Genomic DNA, 15,480 nt, shown 5'->3' with positions numbered 1-15,480 from the left:
TTATTCGCCTAAGCCACTCTCGATCACATTACCTATCCCTTCAATTGCTTCTTGAGCATCTTCTCCACTAGCAACGAAACGTAAACGATGACCTTTCACTGCACCTAATGCAACGATTTTCATGAGACTTTTTGCACTAACCAATGGATTTAACCGATCTAAATTTTGTACTGCAATAGAAGAGTGATATTTTTTTACTTCATTCACTAGTGCTGTTGCAGGGCGAGCATGTAAACCATGTTCATTTGTTATTACAAAAACTCCCTCAACACTATTGCCAGTAATTTCTTCGGCAACTGGAGCTACTGTTGTCGATACTTCTTCAATACTATCTTCCTCTAATAATGAGGTCATAGAAGGTGTTTCACCTAAGCCAGCGGCAATACTTTGCCCAATGGCTTTTATAGCAGCCATTGCGTCATCACCTTCTGCAACAAAGCGTAGACGATGCCCTTGTGTCGCACCTAATCCTACAATTTTAATTAAGCTTTTCGCATTTACAGGAGCTGTATTTCGACTAATATTCTCTACAGTAATATTTGCGTTGAATTTTTTTGCTTCATTGATTAAAAGTGCGGTTGGTCTAGCATGCAAACCATGCTCATTTCGAATGGTAAATAAACCAATAACAGACCCGACAGAAGGCGTATTGTTTGACTGGACGCTTGAATGTTCTGTTTTATTAGAATGGTTTTCTTGTGTTGAATTGGTAGAAAGAATACCAAAAGCTGTGAGAATTTGGTCGCAAGTACCAGATAATAGAATTTGTTGCACTTCTGGTTTTAATAAATAAGTTAATTTTTGGTTAATTTGATCATTAATTGCAGAAACAGTTAACACGCCCTGTACTTTTTTTCCGTTGTGAGTAAATTCTGCACTAGCACGACTAAAGGCAATTGCATTTTTTTTGTTTCCAACTAAAGCATCTGTAATCCAAAGACCTTGTCCTAGAGGCAAGGCAGATGTAGAGATAACTTCGGAAATAAATGTATTATCAACCGCACTTTGTTTTTGTAGTTCACCAGCATTGATTGCAGTAAGAGTAAGTAAACTTTTGGTATCAATATTCAAATTTATAGTCTCTGAATTTATGATACTTTCATCACGACTTTTACCTGTCAGGATTGCTTTAAATTCAGTAAAGTCTCTCGTTTCAACTAATTTTTTAGCGGCTTCTTCGTCAGCTAATACATGAGTAAGACGACGAAGCAGTGATAAATGTTCGTCAGAACGAGCGGCGATTGCGATTACAATGTAAGCTTTGTTACCTTCTCCCCATTCTATTCCTTGTGGAAATTGAAAAATTTGCACTCCTGTATTTTTAACCATTGAACGAGTTGCTACTGTTCCGTGAGGTATTGCAATCCCATTGCCTAAGTAAGTTGATGTTTGTGTCTCTCGTTCTAACATACCTGCTAGATAGCCAGATTCTACATAACCTGCTTGCTCCAAGGCATTTGCAGCTAAGCTAATTACCTCTTGTTTATTTTCAGCTTGTGCCGATAAATGAACATTTTTTTCTGATAAATTAAGCATTTTATCTCCTAAATTAAATAACTAAATTTCTGTAAATCATGCTCTCATCTCATTAAATTTTTAGTCGTTTCAACAAGATGAATTATTTTGTAGTACAAAGTGTTAGTACTTCTTCAGTACCTTTAATAAAGTAGTCATCATTTAATGAGCGAACTTTTTGTGTTTGCAAATCTCTCATCGCATCATAAATTCCTTGTACTACACTTTGTTGTTCAATATATTTCCAGCAATTTGGATTTAACTTATTAAAATTTTGCTGTAAAGCTGAAGCAAATAATACTCCACTGTAATAGGCATAAATATTGCTACCATGTGAACCTTGATAAAGAGATTGTTTAATTTGTTCAGCAGAAAGTAGAATTCTTTTTAAATACCAATCGTTTACACCTGCAATAAAATTGTTGACGTTATAATCCTTGTGTATTCTTCCAGAATAAGTTTGAATTGTTGCAGCATAGGACGTTGCATGAGATTTTTGATCAATTTTATGTTGTGGGAGATTAGTAATGAGTTTTTGGTTATCACTAGAGAACGAACATGCTATAAGTAAGCTGATAGATAATATTAGTGTGAGAATTTTAACCATGATATTGTCTATATTATATTGTCTATGAAATCCATTTAAATTGTTTTCATTATACAAATAATGTTTTTTTGATCCAACATATGGGACTAAATATTGTTGACTTAACTTCTTGTCAGACCTGTCGTTGTTAAGTTTTAGTAAAAGATAGTAAATGTTAGAAATAAAAATATAGTAAAACTGTAGTTTGTTTTATTAAATAATGTTAAAAAATAAAATAAACAATCTATTCTCTATTTTATTAAACTAAGTTTTGACCCCTTGTATCAAATTTGCTAAAATTCGCCCTCTAATTGAGATTAATTCTCAATAATATTATGTTAGTGAGTAGTGATGAGCGATTACTGTTCATGTTTAGTTTAACGTTGTATTTTAAGGACGTATCAAATGCCTCAATTATTTGCATTTTTACACAGTTATGTTGACTATATTATTCTTGGATTGCTTGCATTGATGAGCTTCATTATGGTTTGGTTTGTTATTGAACGCTTCATTTTTCTAAGTCGAGTTAAGGTAATTAATTATACAAATATACATGAGTTAGATATCGATCTAAATCGCAATCTAACTATTATTTCAACCATAGGTTCGAATGCTCCTTATGTGGGGTTATTAGGAACAGTAATCGGGATTTTATTAACTTTTTATGAACTAGGAAATTCTGGCGGTGATATTGATGCAGCTGCAATTATGTTGAATTTGTCATTAGCATTAAAGGCAACCGCCGTAGGGATTTTAGTCGCAATTCCCTCAATGGTTTGTTACAACGGTTTAGGACGTAAAGTTGAAGTGAATCGCCTTAAATGGAAAGCGTTGAATGGTCAAAAAAATATAGGGGCATGATGTGAAAAAATTTGATGAGATCAATATTATTCCTTTTATCGACATTATGTTGGTATTGTTAGCGATAGTGTTGATTACTGCTTCTTTTATTTCTCAGGGTAAAATACAAGTAAATGTGCCTAAAGCAAGCACAACAGTAGCATTTAAATCTGACGATTTAGCTAAATTATTAACAATTACTGAAAATGGAAAGGTTTATTTTAATGATAAACCAGTAACAGTAGATGAATTAGAGAAAGAAGTGGCAACCTGGGCTAAAGATCAAAAAGTGACGCTAAAAGTGGATGCAAAATCCAGTTTCCAAGACTTTGTTTCTTTGACTGATTTAATGGCAAAAAATGAAATTAAAAATGTAGCTATTGTGACCATGAAAGAAAAAGGCAAGTAGATGAAAAATAAAACAAATTCTTGGCTTGGCTTCTTTGGCTCTTTACTATTTCATTTAGGAATTTTAGGTGTTTTATATTACTCCTTCAAAACGAATGACAGTGCCAATGGACATTTTGCACAAGTTTATGACACTAATATCTCTATAGAAATGATTATGGGGATGATAGTGGAAGAACCTGAGCCTGAACCTATTGTTGAGCCAGAACCTGAAATCAAAGAAGAAATACCAGATCCAACGGTTAAACCAGAGCCAGTTAAGCCGAAACCTGAAAAGAAAAAAGAAAAACCAAAAGTAAAACCTAAGAAGAAAGAACCACCGAAGAAAGATTTACCAAAAGGGGATCGAACAGTAGATTCTGATGCAAAAATTAATGCGGCAGCAACAGGACCTGCCCAAAATTCGAACAATCCTAATTTGCTAGGAAATGGAGCAAGTTCGGATCAGATTAGTGCTTATATTAGTGCATTACGTCGAGAGATTGAACGTAACAAACGCTATCCGCAGCGAGCGAGATTAATGCGAAGACAGGGCGTTGCTACAATTGCTTTTACTGTTAACAGTGATGGTGTGTTGAGCAATATTCATGTTTCTAAATCCTCAGGAGTAGAAGATTTAGATAATGCGGCTATGGCGGCAGTGAAAAGTGCGAGACCAGTAGGTCCTCGTCCTGCTGGAATGGGTTCTGCACATTCTGTGCCTGTCAGATTTAGCCTTCGCTAATAGCTAAAAAAGAGTGGTGCATTCACAAGTTATTAGAAATGCACCGCTCTTTTAGTGAGAAATCATTGCTTTTTAGATTGTTGATAAATTGCCATAGCCTGTGGCATTAGTCTTAATAAATTTTCTTGGCGTTCTTCGTCGCTAGGATGAGTAGCGGAGAGAGCCACTATTACACTTTGTGACCCAGGTGTGAGTCTCCTCATTTTATCCCACAATTTAGGTGCTGCTTGGGGATTGAAGCCTGATTTTGCCATAAGCATCAAACCCACTTCATCTGCTTCGGTTTCCGCACTACGAGAATAGGGTTTATCTAATACCCAGTCTTTAGTTAATCCTATAATAAGTCCACTGTTATTAGCACCAATTTGAGTTGATAATGCTACATGAGCAACCTCAGCTAATACATTAGTAAACTGTCCCATGTTGAGTCGTTTTTTGCCATGTTCTTTTAAAGCATGAGCCATTTCATGTCCCATTACAGTAGCAATTTCATCATTTGTTAAGTTTAAAATATCTACTAAGCCTGTATAAAATGCCATCTTTCCACCTGGCATTGCCCAAGCATTTAACTCTCTTGATCTGATAACGGTGAGTTGCCAGTTAAACGGCTGCCCAGTTTGATTTTCATATTCTGCATAAGGCTTCATTTCATTAAATACATAATGAATTCGTTTTGCTGTTAGAGAATTTACATCCACTATTCCTTTTGCTCTTGCTTCGTTGATAGTTTGGCGATAACTTTGTGCAGCTTGTTCATTTACAGTGATAGAATCGGCACAAGACGCTAAAAATAAAGTAATAGCAGGAATGAAGAAGAATATTTTTTTGATATTGTAAAACATGATATAGGTTCCACTTTACTTAATGTTATACAAAAATACCGCTCTTTTAAGAACGGTATTTTTTAAATTATTTTTTTGCATGCTCAAAGGAGTCTAAAATTTCTTTTCTTGCCGCTTCTGCATTGTCCCAGCCATCAACTTTGACCCATTTGCCTGCTTCTAAAGCTTTATAGCTTTCGAAGAAGTGCTGAATTTGGGCTTTTAACAATGCAGGTAAATCATTTACATCTTTAATGTGGTCATATTCTTTAGTGAGCTTACTATGTGGTACGGCTACTAACTTCGCATCTTGACCAGCTTCGTCAGTCATTTTTAGTACCCCTACAGGACGGCAGCGAATTACAGAACCTGGTTGTAGTGGATAAGGTGTTGGTACTAATACGTCAACAGGATCTCCATCTAATGAAAGAGTGTTGTTGATATAACCGTAGTTAGCAGGATAAAACATTGCAGTGGCCATGAAGCGATCTACAAATAATGCACCGCACTCTTTATCTACTTCATATTTAATAGGATCGGAATTGGCAGGAATCTCAATCACAACATAAATATCATCAGGCAACGACTTGCCTGCAGGAACATGTTCTAAACCCATTTAATTTTCCTTCTTTCTAAGTGTTCAATAAGCTCTCTAATTATAGCCTCATTGACTGGGATTTGTCGAGATTCGAGAAACGGCCAATAGATATTGAAAATGAGCAATGTGGTTTGAAATTTTATAAATTTGAGTATTGCTTTTTAAATTTGCACTACTATAATAGTGCAAATTTAAAATCACAAATGGAAATTAATTTATGTCGAATAAAAAAATCCCTTCAATTCTTGGTGGTGCTATGATTATTGCAGGTGGAACCATCGGTGCAGGTATGTTAGCTAACCCAACTTCAACGGCTGGTGTATGGTTTGTTGGTTCTATTATTGTGCTGATTTATACATGGTTTTGCATGACAACATCAGGGCTGATGTTATTAGAAGCTAATTTACACTACCCTAGTGGTGCAGGTTTTGATACTGTAGTCAAAGACTTGCTTGGTAGGGGCTGGAACATTATCAATGGATTATCAGTAGCCTTCGTATTATATATTTTAACTTACGCTTATATTACTTCTGGCGGTGGATTGACAGAAAGTTTTATTAATCAATCTTTGAGCGACGGAAATTTACAAGTAATTGACCGCACTTTTGCATCATTGCTATTTTGTATTGTGCTGGCTATTGTAGTATGGTTTTCTACTAAAGCAGTGGACCGTTTTAGCACAGTATTGATTGTAGGAATGGTTATTTCATTTTTCCTTTCTACTGCAAATCTAGTACTAGAAGTAAGAAGTGAAGTGTTGTTTGATACTATTACACAAGGTGAAACACAGTATCTACCTTACGTTTTAACGACTCTTCCTGTGTGTTTAGTATCATTTGGGTTTCATCAAAATATACCGAGTTTAGTAAAATATTATGATCGTAATGGTAGTCAAATAGTGAAAGTAGTTTTTATCGGTACTTTTATCGCTCTAATTATTTACACTCTATGGCAATTAGCGATTCAAGGCAATTTACCTCGTTCCGAGTTTGCTCCCGTGATTGCGAAAAACGGTGACGTTGCTACTCTTCTAGAAGCTCTTAGTGCTTATATTAAGACAGAATATATAGGTATTATTTTAAGATTCTTTGCTTATATGGCAATTGCTAGCTCTTTTTTAGGAGTAACGCTGGGATTGTTTGATTATATTGCAGATTTATTTAAATTTGATGATAGTCTAACTGGTCGCACTAAAACTGCATTGATCACTTTTTGTCCTCCCTTAATACTAAGTTTATTATTTCCTTATGGATTTGTGAGCGCTATTCAATATGCAGGCTTAGCGGCTACTATTTGGGCGGTTATTGTGCCAGTATTACTAGTGCGTGCAAGTCGGAAAAAATTTGCTAAAAGTGATTATCGTGTGTATGGAGGCAAATTGATGTTATATTTTATAAGCTTATTTGGCATCCTTAACATTATTGCACAATTAGCAGGTGAATTTGGTCTGCTACCACAATTTTTAGGTTAATTAGGCTACAAAGTGCGGTAATTTTTTAAATTTTTATCGCACTTTTGAAATTTTACATAACATGAAAAAATCTATTTACGACAGCGAAGGCTTTTTTCAGCTGTATCAAAAAATGCGGTCGAATCCTCAAAGCTTAAATGAAGTTGTAGAAAAGCCTACGATGCTTTCTTTGCTGCCTAATTTATCAGATAAAAAATTACTGGATTTAGGTTGTGGTTGTGGAGAGCATCTGCAACTATATTTACAACAGCAAGCAAAATTTGTAGTTGGGATTGATTTATCTGCAGAAATGTTAAAACAAGCGAAGCAGGATTTGCATAAATTTTGTGGAATAAAAACTAAATTTGCTTTATATGAAATGCCAATGGAAGATTTAGCACAGTTACCTGAACAGAATTTTGATGTGATCACAAGCTCTTTTGCGTTTCATTATGTGGAAAATTTCACCGCACTTTTAGTTGACATTTACGCTAAATTAAAAAAAGGCGGAGAATTGATCTTTTCGCAGGAACATCCTATTGTAACTTGTTTTAAGAATGGTAAGCGTTGGGAAAAAGATCAAAACAAACAATTTGTTGCTTATCGCCTCAATCATTATCGTGACGAGGGATTACGTAATCGTAATTGGTTTGAACAAACCTTTGTTACGTATCATAGAACACTTTCAACCATTATTAATAACTTAATTGAAACAGGATTTAAAATTGAGAAATTAGTTGAACCAATGTTAGTAGATGATGAAAAATGGCAATCTGAATTTAAAGATTTGCAACATCGACCTGTATTATTGTTTATAAAAGCAAAAAAAATTTAAAAAAAGCTTGCTAAAATATTGTTTTGGCAGTAGATTGAGAAGAAGTTATTTTTGAGGATTTTACCATTCATGATTATTAATCGCAGTTTTCATCATCACCATTCACCTGATTAATCTTTCAGGCGTTTTGTGTTGCTTGGAAGATAAAACTTCCGAGTGAATGAATGCGGTAAACTATAAAAAATTCAACCTCTCGGAAGTCTCTTCTGAGAGGTTTTTTTATAACTTGAGGTTATTAATTATAAAAAATGAAATTTATAGTGAGGGAAAAACATGTCAAATAGTAAGAGACTTCGTGTCGCAATACAAAAATCAGGGCGTTTAAGTAAGGAATCACAATCGTTACTTAAATTATGCGGTGTAAAAATTAATTGGAATGAACAGCGTTTGATTGCATATTCAGAGAATATGCCTCTTGATATTTTGCGAGTGCGTGATGATGATATACCAGGTTTAGTTTTTGATGGTGTTGTAGATTTAGGGATCATTGGTGAAAATGTATTAGAAGAGCAAGAGTTAGGGTGTAAATTTGCAGGTGTAGGAGTGCAATATAAAATGTTAACACGACTTGATTTTGGAGCTTGTCGTTTATCTATTGCCCTACCACGTGATGTACCTTATTCCAGTATAGAAGATTTAAAAGATGCTCGTATTGCCACTTCTTATCCAAATTTATTAAAGCGTTATATGCAACAACAAAATGTGCCATTTAAAAACTGTTTATTGACAGGCTCTGTCGAAGTTGCTCCTACAGCGGGGCTAGCCAGTGCAATTTGTGATCTAGTCTCTTCAGGGGCAACGTTAGAAGCTAATGGCTTGCGTGAAGTTGAAGTGATTTATCAATCAAAAGCTTGTCTAATTCAGCGTGTAGCAGAGTTGGGTGAAGAAAAGCAAGCACTTGTGGATAAGTTACTTACACGTATTCAAGGCGTGCAACAGGCTAATGAAAGTAAATATATTATGTTGCATGTTCCAAAAGAAAAATTGGAAAAAGTTACCGCACTTTTACCAGGAGTCGAGCATCCGACCATTTTACCACTCGCACATGATAATAATAAAGTAGCGATGCATGTAGTAAGTCAAGAGAATTTATTTTGGGAAACAATGGAACAATTAAAAGCAGCTGGTGCAAGTTCAATATTAGTATTACCGATTGAAAAAATGATGGAATAAGTGATGAAAACCCTAATTTGGAATAATTTAAACGATCAACAAAAGCAAGAAGCACTAACAAGACCCGCTATATCTGCCTCTGAAAGTATTAAAAGTGCGGTAGAAAAAGTTCTGAATTTAGTGCAAGAAAAAGGTGACCAAGCATTATTTGAGTTGACAGAAAAATTTGACAAAGTGCAGTTGAAAAGTTTAACCGTTACTGATGAACAAATTTCAACAGCTAGTCAGCGAGTACCTGTAGAGTTAAAGGAAGCAATTCAAAAGGCGAAACGTAATATTACTGCTTTTCATCAGGCTCAAAAAGTAGCATCTGTTGATATTGAAACTCAAAGTGGTGTGCGTTGTCAGGTGTTAACTCGCCCAATTAACAGCGTAGGTCTATATATACCAGGTGGTTCTGCTCCGCTATTTTCTACGGTATTGATGTTAGCCATTCCTGCTAAAATTGCAGGGTGTAAAAAAATTGTGCTTTGTTCGCCCCCGCCTATTTCTGACGAAATCTTGTATGCTGCAAATTTATGTGGTGTGGATACTATTTATACATTAGGTGGTTCACAAGCTATTGCAGCTATGGCATTAGGTACAGAAACGGTTAGTAAAACAGATAAAATTTTTGGACCAGGTAATGCTTTTGTTACCGAAGCTAAGCGTCAAGTGAGTCAAATGTTAAATGGATCAGCAATTGACATGCCTGCAGGTCCATCAGAGGTGCTAGTATTAGCAGATGAATTTGCTGATCCTGATTTTGTTGCCAGTGATTTACTTTCTCAAGCAGAACATGGTGCAGATAGTCAAGTTATTTTAGTCACCCCAAGTGAAGAACTGGCTACAGCAGTACAGCAAGCTATTGATAATCAATTGGTATTATTGAAGCGAGCTGAAACTGCTCGAAAAGCACTTTCTCACAGTCGTATTTTCATTGCTGAAGATCTTCGTCAGTGCGTAGAAATTAGTAATCAATATGCCCCAGAGCATTTAGTTGTTCAAACAGAAAATGCTCGTGCGTTGCTACCATTTTTGGACAATGCTGGGTCAATCTTTTTAGGAGCATATTCTCCTGAAAGTATGGGAGATTATGCGAGTGGAACAAATCACGTATTGCCAACTTACGGTTATACTCGCACTTATTCCAGTTTAGGATTATCAGATTTCAGCAAACGAATGACAGTTCAAGAACTTACGCCACAAGGCTTTAAAGATCTTGCTAGAACTGTTGAAATTATGGCTGAAGCGGAACAGTTGGATGCTCACAAACAAGCAGTGAGTATTCGTTTAGCTAAATTATACAAGTAGGGAAAATTATGAGTATTGCACAACTAGCTCGAAAAAATATCCAAGTTTTAACTCCATATCAATCTGCTCGTCGTTTAGGTGGAAAGGGCGATGTATGGCTAAATGCGAATGAATACTCAGTTTCGCCAGATTTTAATTTAACTGACCGCACTTTCAATCGGTATCCAGAACCTCAACCACAAAATGTTTTGCATGCCTATGCAAACTATGTGGGAGTACAAGTAGAAAATTTATTAGTCAGCAGAGGTGGCGATGAAAGCATTGAGTTGCTCATTAGAGCATTCTGTGAAGCTGAAGATGCTATTTTGTATTGTCCTCCTACTTATGGAATGTATGCTGTAAGTGCCGAGACTTGTGGCGTAAAAGTAAAAACTGTGCCATTAACGACTGATTTTCAACTAGATTTATCGGAAATTGATCATAATCTTTCTGGTGTAAAAGTGGTGTTTGTGTGTAGCCCGAATAATCCTACAGGTAATTTAATTGAGCGAACTCATATTATTCAGTTGCTTGAAATGACTAGAAATAAAGCTATTGTGGTGATTGACGAAGCGTATATTGAATTTTGTCCGCAAGCAACTTTTGTCAATGAACTAAAAAATTATCCACATTTAGCGATTGTACGCACCCTTTCCAAAGCGTTTGCGTTAGCTGGTTTGCGTTGCGGTTTTACTATTGCCAATGCTGAACTTATTCAAATTTTACAAAAAGTAATTGCACCTTACCCATTACCAGTGCCTGTGTCAGATATTGCCACTCAAGCATTGTCAGCAGAAAAAGTAGCAGAAATGCGAAGTAGAGTAAAAAAACTATTAAATGACCGCACTTTTTTGATTAATCAATTGACTGAATTACTACAAGTTGAAAAAATTTTCCCTACTGAAGCTAATTATGTCTTAGTCAAGTTTAAAAACGGTAATGAAACGTTTAAATGGCTTTGGGAGAAAGGTGTTATTCTTCGTAATCAGCATCAAGCTTTAGGATTACAGAATTGTATTCGTATTACTATTGGTACAGATGATGAAAATAGTAAATTGATTAATTTAATTAAATCAATGTGTTAAGTGAAGGTGTTACAATGAAACAACAAGCTATTTTATTTATTGATCGAGATGGTACGCTGATTGATGAACCTAAAACTGATTTTCAAATTGACAGCTTAGAAAAACTGAAATTTGAGCCGAATGTTATCCCAGCACTGTTAAAATTAAAGTATAAATATCGCTTTGTGATGGTCAGTAATCAAGATGGATTGGGTACCGATTCTTTTCCTCAAGCTAACTTTGATAAACCACATAATGCAATGATGGCGTTATTTAAATCGCAAGGGATTGAATTTGATGATGTTTTAATTTGTCCTCATAAGCCTGAAGACGGTTGTGATTGTCGTAAACCGAAAACAAAATTATTACAAAAGTACATTAATAAAAATTTATATGATCCCAGCAATAGTTTTGTCATTGGCGATCGTGCTACAGATGTTGAGCTAGCAAAAAATTTAGGTATTAGAGCTTTACAGTATCACCCTGAAAAACTTAATTGGAATTTAATTGCAGAGAAATTGTTATCACAACCAGTAACTAATATCGGAGATCGCACTCCACGCTATGCAGAAGTAGTACGAAAAACTAAAGAAACAGATATAAAAGTACAAGTTTGGCTTGATGAAACGGGTATAAATAATATTCATACAGGAGTTGGTTTTTTTGATCATATGTTAGATCAAATTGCTACTCATGGAGGCTTTCGTATGAATATATACTGTAAAGGCGATTTACATATTGATGAGCATCATACCGTAGAGGATACGGCTCTTGCTTTAGGAACAGCATTAAAACAAGCACTTGGTGATAAAAGAGGGATTGCTCGTTTTGGCTTTGTTTTACCAATGGATGAATGTAAAGCAGAATGTGCATTGGATCTCTCTGGTCGTCCTTATATCAAATTTAACGCTAAATTTAAACGAGATAAAGTCGGAGATTTCAGCACTGAAATGACAGAACATTTTTTTCAATCTATTGCTTTTACCTTATTGGCAACATTACACTTAAAAACGAAAGGTGATAATGATCATCACAAAATTGAAAGTTTATTTAAAGTGTTTGGACGAACCTTACGCCAAGCGATTCGTATTGAAGGAAATGAACTTCCAAGTTCAAAAGGAATGTTGTAAAAAATAAAAAGTGCGGTATTTTTTTAAGAGTTTTATGTTAATTTAGATAGTTAATTACAATAAAAAACCGTGAATTTTTATCAAATTCACGGTCATAATTAAATGATACAATTATTTCATTAATTTTGCTTTATAAGTTGGACACATTAGATTATCAACAGAAAGAATATCATCAAGTTCTGATTCAGTGAGTAATCCCATTTCTAATACGGCTTCACGTACGCTACGTCCAGTTTTCGCACAAGTTTTACCAACAATATCACCATTATGGTGTCCAATAAACGGATTGAGGTAAGTAACAATACCAATGGAGTTAAACACATAGCTTTCACAAACTTCTTTATTAACAGTTATACCATCGATACATTTATCCCGTAAATTCACGCAAGCATTAGCAAGAATATCAATACTTTCAAACATCGCTTGTCCAATAACAGGTTCCATCACATTTAATTGCAATTGTCCTGCTTCTGATGCAAAAGTAACTGTCAGATCATTACCAATCACTTTAAAACACACTTGGTTAACTACTTCTGGTACGACAGGATTTACTTTCGCTGGCATGATTGATGATCCAGCTTGTAATTCAGGTAAATTGATTTCGTTTAAGCCAGCTCTTGGTCCAGATGATAACAATCTTAAGTCGTTACAAACTTTAGATAATTTCACTGCAGTACATTTTAATGCACCATGTACCATTACATAAGCACCACAATCAGAGGTAGCTTCGATCAAGTTTGGTGCTTTCACACAAGGTAGTCCAGTAACTTCAGATAAGCGTTTCACTGCAAGTTCAGCATAGCCTTCTGGAGTATTTAGTCCAGTACCTATTGCAGTTGCCCCTAAGTTTACTTCTAATAACAATTCCGCTGCACGTTTTAAATTTCTAACTTCTTCATCTAACAGTACAGAGAAAGCTTGGAATTCTTGCCCAACAGTCATTGGTACAGCATCTTGCAATTGGGTACGCCCCATTTTTAGTACTTTTTCGAACTCTTTCGCTTTATTTTCAAAACCTTGTTGTAGATAAAGGACCTTAGTAACTAATTTCATAATGCTGTTATATACAGCGATACGGAATCCAGTTGGATAAGCATCATTTGTAGATTGGCTAGCATTGACGTGATCCATTGGATCTAAATGTTGATATTCTCCTTTTTTATGCCCTAAAATCTCTAAAGCAAGATTAGCGATTACTTCATTAGTATTCATATTAACGGAAGTGCCAGCCCCACCTTGATATACATCAGAAGGGAATTGATCCATGCATTTACCGTCTACTAACACAGCATCACAAGCGTTAACGATAGCTTTAGCAATATGTGCTGGAATTGTACCCAATTCTCCATTAGCGAGTGCGGTAGCTTTTTTTACCATTACCATTCCACGTACAAATTCTGGTACGTCTGAGATAGTAACATTAGAAATATTAAAATTTTCGACCGCTCTTAAAGTATGAATTCCCCAATAAGCATCAGCAGGCACTTCACGTTCGCCTAATAAATCAACTTCAGTTCTTGTTAACATGATTGTTCTCCTTTTTCTCAATTGGATGATTTTCGTTATGTATTATAGAGAAGAAAAAAGATTAAAAATGTGATCTTTATCACATTTTTAATCTTCTTCACCGACATTTAACTAATTAAATTCATTAGTTTTTTTAATCAATCTTAGTGATCATGGAAAACAGTTTGAGATTTTTTGAGCTATACATTATCCCATCATTATGTATTGTATCTACACAATAATTAGTATAATCATTTGTGTAAAAAAACAGTATATAATCATAATTTATTCAATCAATTGAAGATAGAAAAAATTTTATGATCGATCACTGCGAATTTATCGCATTATAAAATTGCTGTGTGTAATTATATTTTTGGAGTACAATTCAGCTTGTTTTGGATCAAATTTCAATGAAAATAAAAGAGTTTTAGGAGTAAATAATGAAAACGGCGTATAAGGTTTTAATTTTTGCTACTTTTTTAAGTAGTTCATTTTCTGTTTTAAGTAACACATTGCCTGTTGTATCGGAAAGAATCGTAGATTATGTAGATAATAACTCTGTAAAAGCGGAGGATATTTCAGAACTTGATGCTTTAAATGAAGAGCAGCTATTTTATGCTTTGACTTTTAAGCATAGAGAAAAGCTATTTGATGCTTTGGCTCCTAAGCGTAAATAACTATGCGATAAAAGTGACTATGATGGTGTAATGAGTTTTCTTGAAGGGGAAGTTGCAGACGCTCTGAAAAATATGAAAATAAATGACGCTGTCTTTAACTCTGCAATGTTTGATTTAGCTTTAATGTATGGGGGGATGGCAGAGGTTTGTCCAGGACAAGAGATAATAATAAATAGGGATAAAGCACTTATGTTGCTTCAAAGAGGAATAGAGAATTCAAAGATAAATGAAAGAGATAAATTTTTTGCGAAGCTTATGTTTGTTGCTATTTTGACTCGCGAGAGCCCTGATTTAAAAGCTGACCTGAAATCACTAAAAATACTTGAAGAAGTAGCTGATTGGTCGAATGAATATATTTGGTCGAATGGAGAGTATCAAAACTCCGATAAAGTTGCTGTATTTATGAGAGCCTTCGCAACTTTTTTCCTAGCAGATTCTTATATGGGTAAAGATAATGCACTAGCCTATAAGTGGCTTAAAAAATCAACTGAGCTAGGAGACAATTTATTAGAACGATATATAACTACTTATAATGGACTTGGAAATGAGGATGAGTATGTTGTCGCTCCAAATAAGCCTTTAGCGATGAAGAAGATGAAAGCACTATGTGAATCAAGTAATAAAGGGGCATTTAAAGGGACAGCTTTTGAAAAATATGGCAAGACAGGTTGTTTTTATTATAAAAGAATGAAAGAAAATCACCCTGATCCTTTTAACGAGAAAGATTTCCAAAAGTGGTCATTAGGTAAATAACTTGATGTTATTTTGGTCAATTGGTAATTTTTTTTGGAAAAAAGTAAAAAAGTAGTTGCATAGGATTAAGAATTGACTATAATGGGGGGCACACAACGACACGGCGTTGTAAGTAGATGACCGTGTCG

At 34.9% G+C, this 15,480-nt stretch carries 16 protein-coding genes and 1 other annotated feature; of the genes, 11 read left to right on the top strand and 5 right to left on the bottom strand.

From position 1 onward, the window contains the following. Both fruB and ACFQ02_RS08350 read right to left on the bottom strand, forming a co-directional pair. Positions 1–1,536 carry a fused PTS fructose transporter subunit IIA/HPr protein gene (fruB, locus tag ACFQ02_RS08355; RefSeq protein WP_380821703.1) on the bottom strand — a complete coding sequence of 512 codons (1,536 nt, stop codon included), beginning with the start codon at positions 1,534–1,536 and terminating at the stop codon, positions 1–3. 82 nt (positions 1,537–1,618) lie between these two features. Next, on the bottom strand, positions 1,619–2,122 hold the full coding sequence (locus ACFQ02_RS08350) for a hypothetical protein (RefSeq protein ID WP_380821700.1): 504 nt from the start codon (positions 2,120–2,122) through the stop codon (positions 1,619–1,621). Positions 2,123–2,506: 384 nt separating this feature from the next. On the opposite strand from ACFQ02_RS08350, the gene exbB reads away from it, so the two are divergent. The 3 genes from exbB to ACFQ02_RS08335 are packed head-to-tail and all read left to right on the top strand — an operon-like array spanning position 2,507 to position 4,073. Next, positions 2,507–2,962: a TonB-system energizer ExbB gene (exbB, locus tag ACFQ02_RS08345; RefSeq protein WP_380821697.1), complete on the top strand. Its 456-nt coding sequence runs from the start codon at positions 2,507–2,509 to the stop codon at positions 2,960–2,962. A 1-nt stretch (position 2,963) separates the two neighbouring features. Further along, positions 2,964–3,350 carry a TonB system transport protein ExbD gene (gene exbD, locus ACFQ02_RS08340; RefSeq protein ID WP_380821694.1) on the top strand — a complete coding sequence of 129 codons (387 nt, stop codon included), beginning with the start codon at positions 2,964–2,966 and terminating at the stop codon, positions 3,348–3,350. Then, a complete protein-coding gene (locus ACFQ02_RS08335; RefSeq protein WP_380821691.1) occupies positions 3,351–4,073 on the top strand; it encodes an energy transducer TonB family protein in 723 nt (240 codons plus the stop codon). It begins immediately after the preceding gene. A 62-nt stretch (positions 4,074–4,135) separates the two neighbouring features. Here ACFQ02_RS08335 and ACFQ02_RS08330 read toward each other — a convergent pair whose 3' ends face one another. Together ACFQ02_RS08330 and ppa are read right to left on the bottom strand one after the other, a co-directional pair. Then, the gene (locus tag ACFQ02_RS08330) at positions 4,136–4,915 is read right to left on the bottom strand and encodes a M48 family metallopeptidase (protein WP_380821689.1); all 780 of its coding nucleotides are present in this window, start codon (positions 4,913–4,915) and stop codon (positions 4,136–4,138) included. 67 nt (positions 4,916–4,982) lie between these two features. Then, the gene (ppa, locus tag ACFQ02_RS08325; protein WP_380821686.1) at positions 4,983–5,510 is read right to left on the bottom strand and encodes an inorganic diphosphatase; all 528 of its coding nucleotides are present in this window, start codon (positions 5,508–5,510) and stop codon (positions 4,983–4,985) included. Positions 5,511–5,709: 199 nt separating this feature from the next. Between ppa and ACFQ02_RS08320 the strand changes: the two genes are divergently transcribed. From ACFQ02_RS08320 to hisB, 6 genes are all read left to right on the top strand, one after another. Then, complete coding sequence (locus ACFQ02_RS08320) at positions 5,710–6,963, top strand: aromatic amino acid transporter (RefSeq protein WP_380821683.1); 1,254 nt, start codon at positions 5,710–5,712, stop codon at positions 6,961–6,963. 61 nt (positions 6,964–7,024) lie between these two features. Then, the gene (locus ACFQ02_RS08315; RefSeq protein ID WP_380821680.1) at positions 7,025–7,777 is read left to right on the top strand and encodes a class I SAM-dependent DNA methyltransferase; all 753 of its coding nucleotides are present in this window, start codon (positions 7,025–7,027) and stop codon (positions 7,775–7,777) included. Between the two features lie 89 nt (positions 7,778–7,866). After that, positions 7,867–7,999 (top strand) — a sequence feature (His leader region). 51 nt (positions 8,000–8,050) lie between these two features. Next, positions 8,051–8,950: an ATP phosphoribosyltransferase gene (hisG, locus tag ACFQ02_RS08310; RefSeq protein ID WP_380821677.1), complete on the top strand. Its 900-nt coding sequence runs from the start codon at positions 8,051–8,053 to the stop codon at positions 8,948–8,950. 3 nt (positions 8,951–8,953) lie between these two features. Beyond that, positions 8,954–10,243, top strand: a complete 1,290-nt coding sequence (gene hisD, locus ACFQ02_RS08305) for a histidinol dehydrogenase (protein ID WP_380821674.1) — start codon at positions 8,954–8,956, stop codon at positions 10,241–10,243. An 8-nt stretch (positions 10,244–10,251) separates the two neighbouring features. Continuing rightward, complete coding sequence (gene hisC, locus ACFQ02_RS08300; protein WP_380821671.1) at positions 10,252–11,307, top strand: histidinol-phosphate transaminase; 1,056 nt, start codon at positions 10,252–10,254, stop codon at positions 11,305–11,307. 14 nt (positions 11,308–11,321) lie between these two features. After that, positions 11,322–12,416 (top strand): bifunctional histidinol-phosphatase/imidazoleglycerol-phosphate dehydratase HisB, encoded by a 1,095-nt coding sequence (gene hisB / locus ACFQ02_RS08295; RefSeq protein ID WP_380821668.1) that lies wholly within the window; start codon positions 11,322–11,324, stop codon positions 12,414–12,416. Positions 12,417–12,527: 111 nt separating this feature from the next. Here hisB and aspA read toward each other — a convergent pair whose 3' ends face one another. Then, complete coding sequence (gene aspA, locus ACFQ02_RS08290; protein ID WP_380821665.1) at positions 12,528–13,943, bottom strand: aspartate ammonia-lyase; 1,416 nt, start codon at positions 13,941–13,943, stop codon at positions 12,528–12,530. A 419-nt stretch (positions 13,944–14,362) separates the two neighbouring features. Here aspA and ACFQ02_RS08285 point away from each other — a divergent pair, with 419 nt between their 5' ends. After that, positions 14,363–14,599, top strand: coding sequence for a hypothetical protein (locus ACFQ02_RS08285; RefSeq protein ID WP_380821662.1), 237 nt, complete (start codon positions 14,363–14,365; stop codon positions 14,597–14,599). Between the two features lie 30 nt (positions 14,600–14,629). Continuing rightward, the gene (locus ACFQ02_RS08280) at positions 14,630–15,352 is read left to right on the top strand and encodes a hypothetical protein (RefSeq protein WP_380821659.1); all 723 of its coding nucleotides are present in this window, start codon (positions 14,630–14,632) and stop codon (positions 15,350–15,352) included. Positions 15,353–15,480 lie beyond the last annotated feature (128 nt).

Source organism: Seminibacterium arietis, from assembly GCF_042675725.1.
Lineage (GTDB): Bacteria > Pseudomonadota > Gammaproteobacteria > Enterobacterales > Pasteurellaceae > Seminibacterium > Seminibacterium arietis.
Note: the sequence above shows the minus strand (reverse complement) of the source record. Positions and strands in the feature narration are given on the sequence as shown.

Coding starts and splice junctions, on each gene's coding strand:
- aspA (WP_380821665.1), bottom strand. CDS start 13,943: ATGTTAACAAGAACTGAAGTTGATTTATTAGGCGAACGTGAAGTGCCT.
- hisB (WP_380821668.1), top strand. CDS start 11,322: ATGAAACAACAAGCTATTTTATTTATTGATCGAGATGGTACGCTGATT.
- ACFQ02_RS08280 (WP_380821659.1), top strand. CDS start 14,630: ATGAGTTTTCTTGAAGGGGAAGTTGCAGACGCTCTGAAAAATATGAAA.
- ACFQ02_RS08285 (WP_380821662.1), top strand. CDS start 14,363: ATGAAAACGGCGTATAAGGTTTTAATTTTTGCTACTTTTTTAAGTAGT.
- ppa (WP_380821686.1), bottom strand. CDS start 5,510: ATGGGTTTAGAACATGTTCCTGCAGGCAAGTCGTTGCCTGATGATATT.
- exbB (WP_380821697.1), top strand. CDS start 2,507: ATGCCTCAATTATTTGCATTTTTACACAGTTATGTTGACTATATTATT.
- ACFQ02_RS08320 (WP_380821683.1), top strand. CDS start 5,710: ATGTCGAATAAAAAAATCCCTTCAATTCTTGGTGGTGCTATGATTATT.
- ACFQ02_RS08315 (WP_380821680.1), top strand. CDS start 7,025: ATGAAAAAATCTATTTACGACAGCGAAGGCTTTTTTCAGCTGTATCAA.
- fruB (WP_380821703.1), bottom strand. CDS start 1,536: ATGCTTAATTTATCAGAAAAAAATGTTCATTTATCGGCACAAGCTGAA.
- ACFQ02_RS08350 (WP_380821700.1), bottom strand. CDS start 2,122: ATGGTTAAAATTCTCACACTAATATTATCTATCAGCTTACTTATAGCA.
- hisG (WP_380821677.1), top strand. CDS start 8,051: ATGTCAAATAGTAAGAGACTTCGTGTCGCAATACAAAAATCAGGGCGT.
- hisD (WP_380821674.1), top strand. CDS start 8,954: ATGAAAACCCTAATTTGGAATAATTTAAACGATCAACAAAAGCAAGAA.
- ACFQ02_RS08330 (WP_380821689.1), bottom strand. CDS start 4,915: ATGTTTTACAATATCAAAAAAATATTCTTCTTCATTCCTGCTATTACT.
- hisC (WP_380821671.1), top strand. CDS start 10,252: ATGAGTATTGCACAACTAGCTCGAAAAAATATCCAAGTTTTAACTCCA.
- ACFQ02_RS08335 (WP_380821691.1), top strand. CDS start 3,351: ATGAAAAATAAAACAAATTCTTGGCTTGGCTTCTTTGGCTCTTTACTA.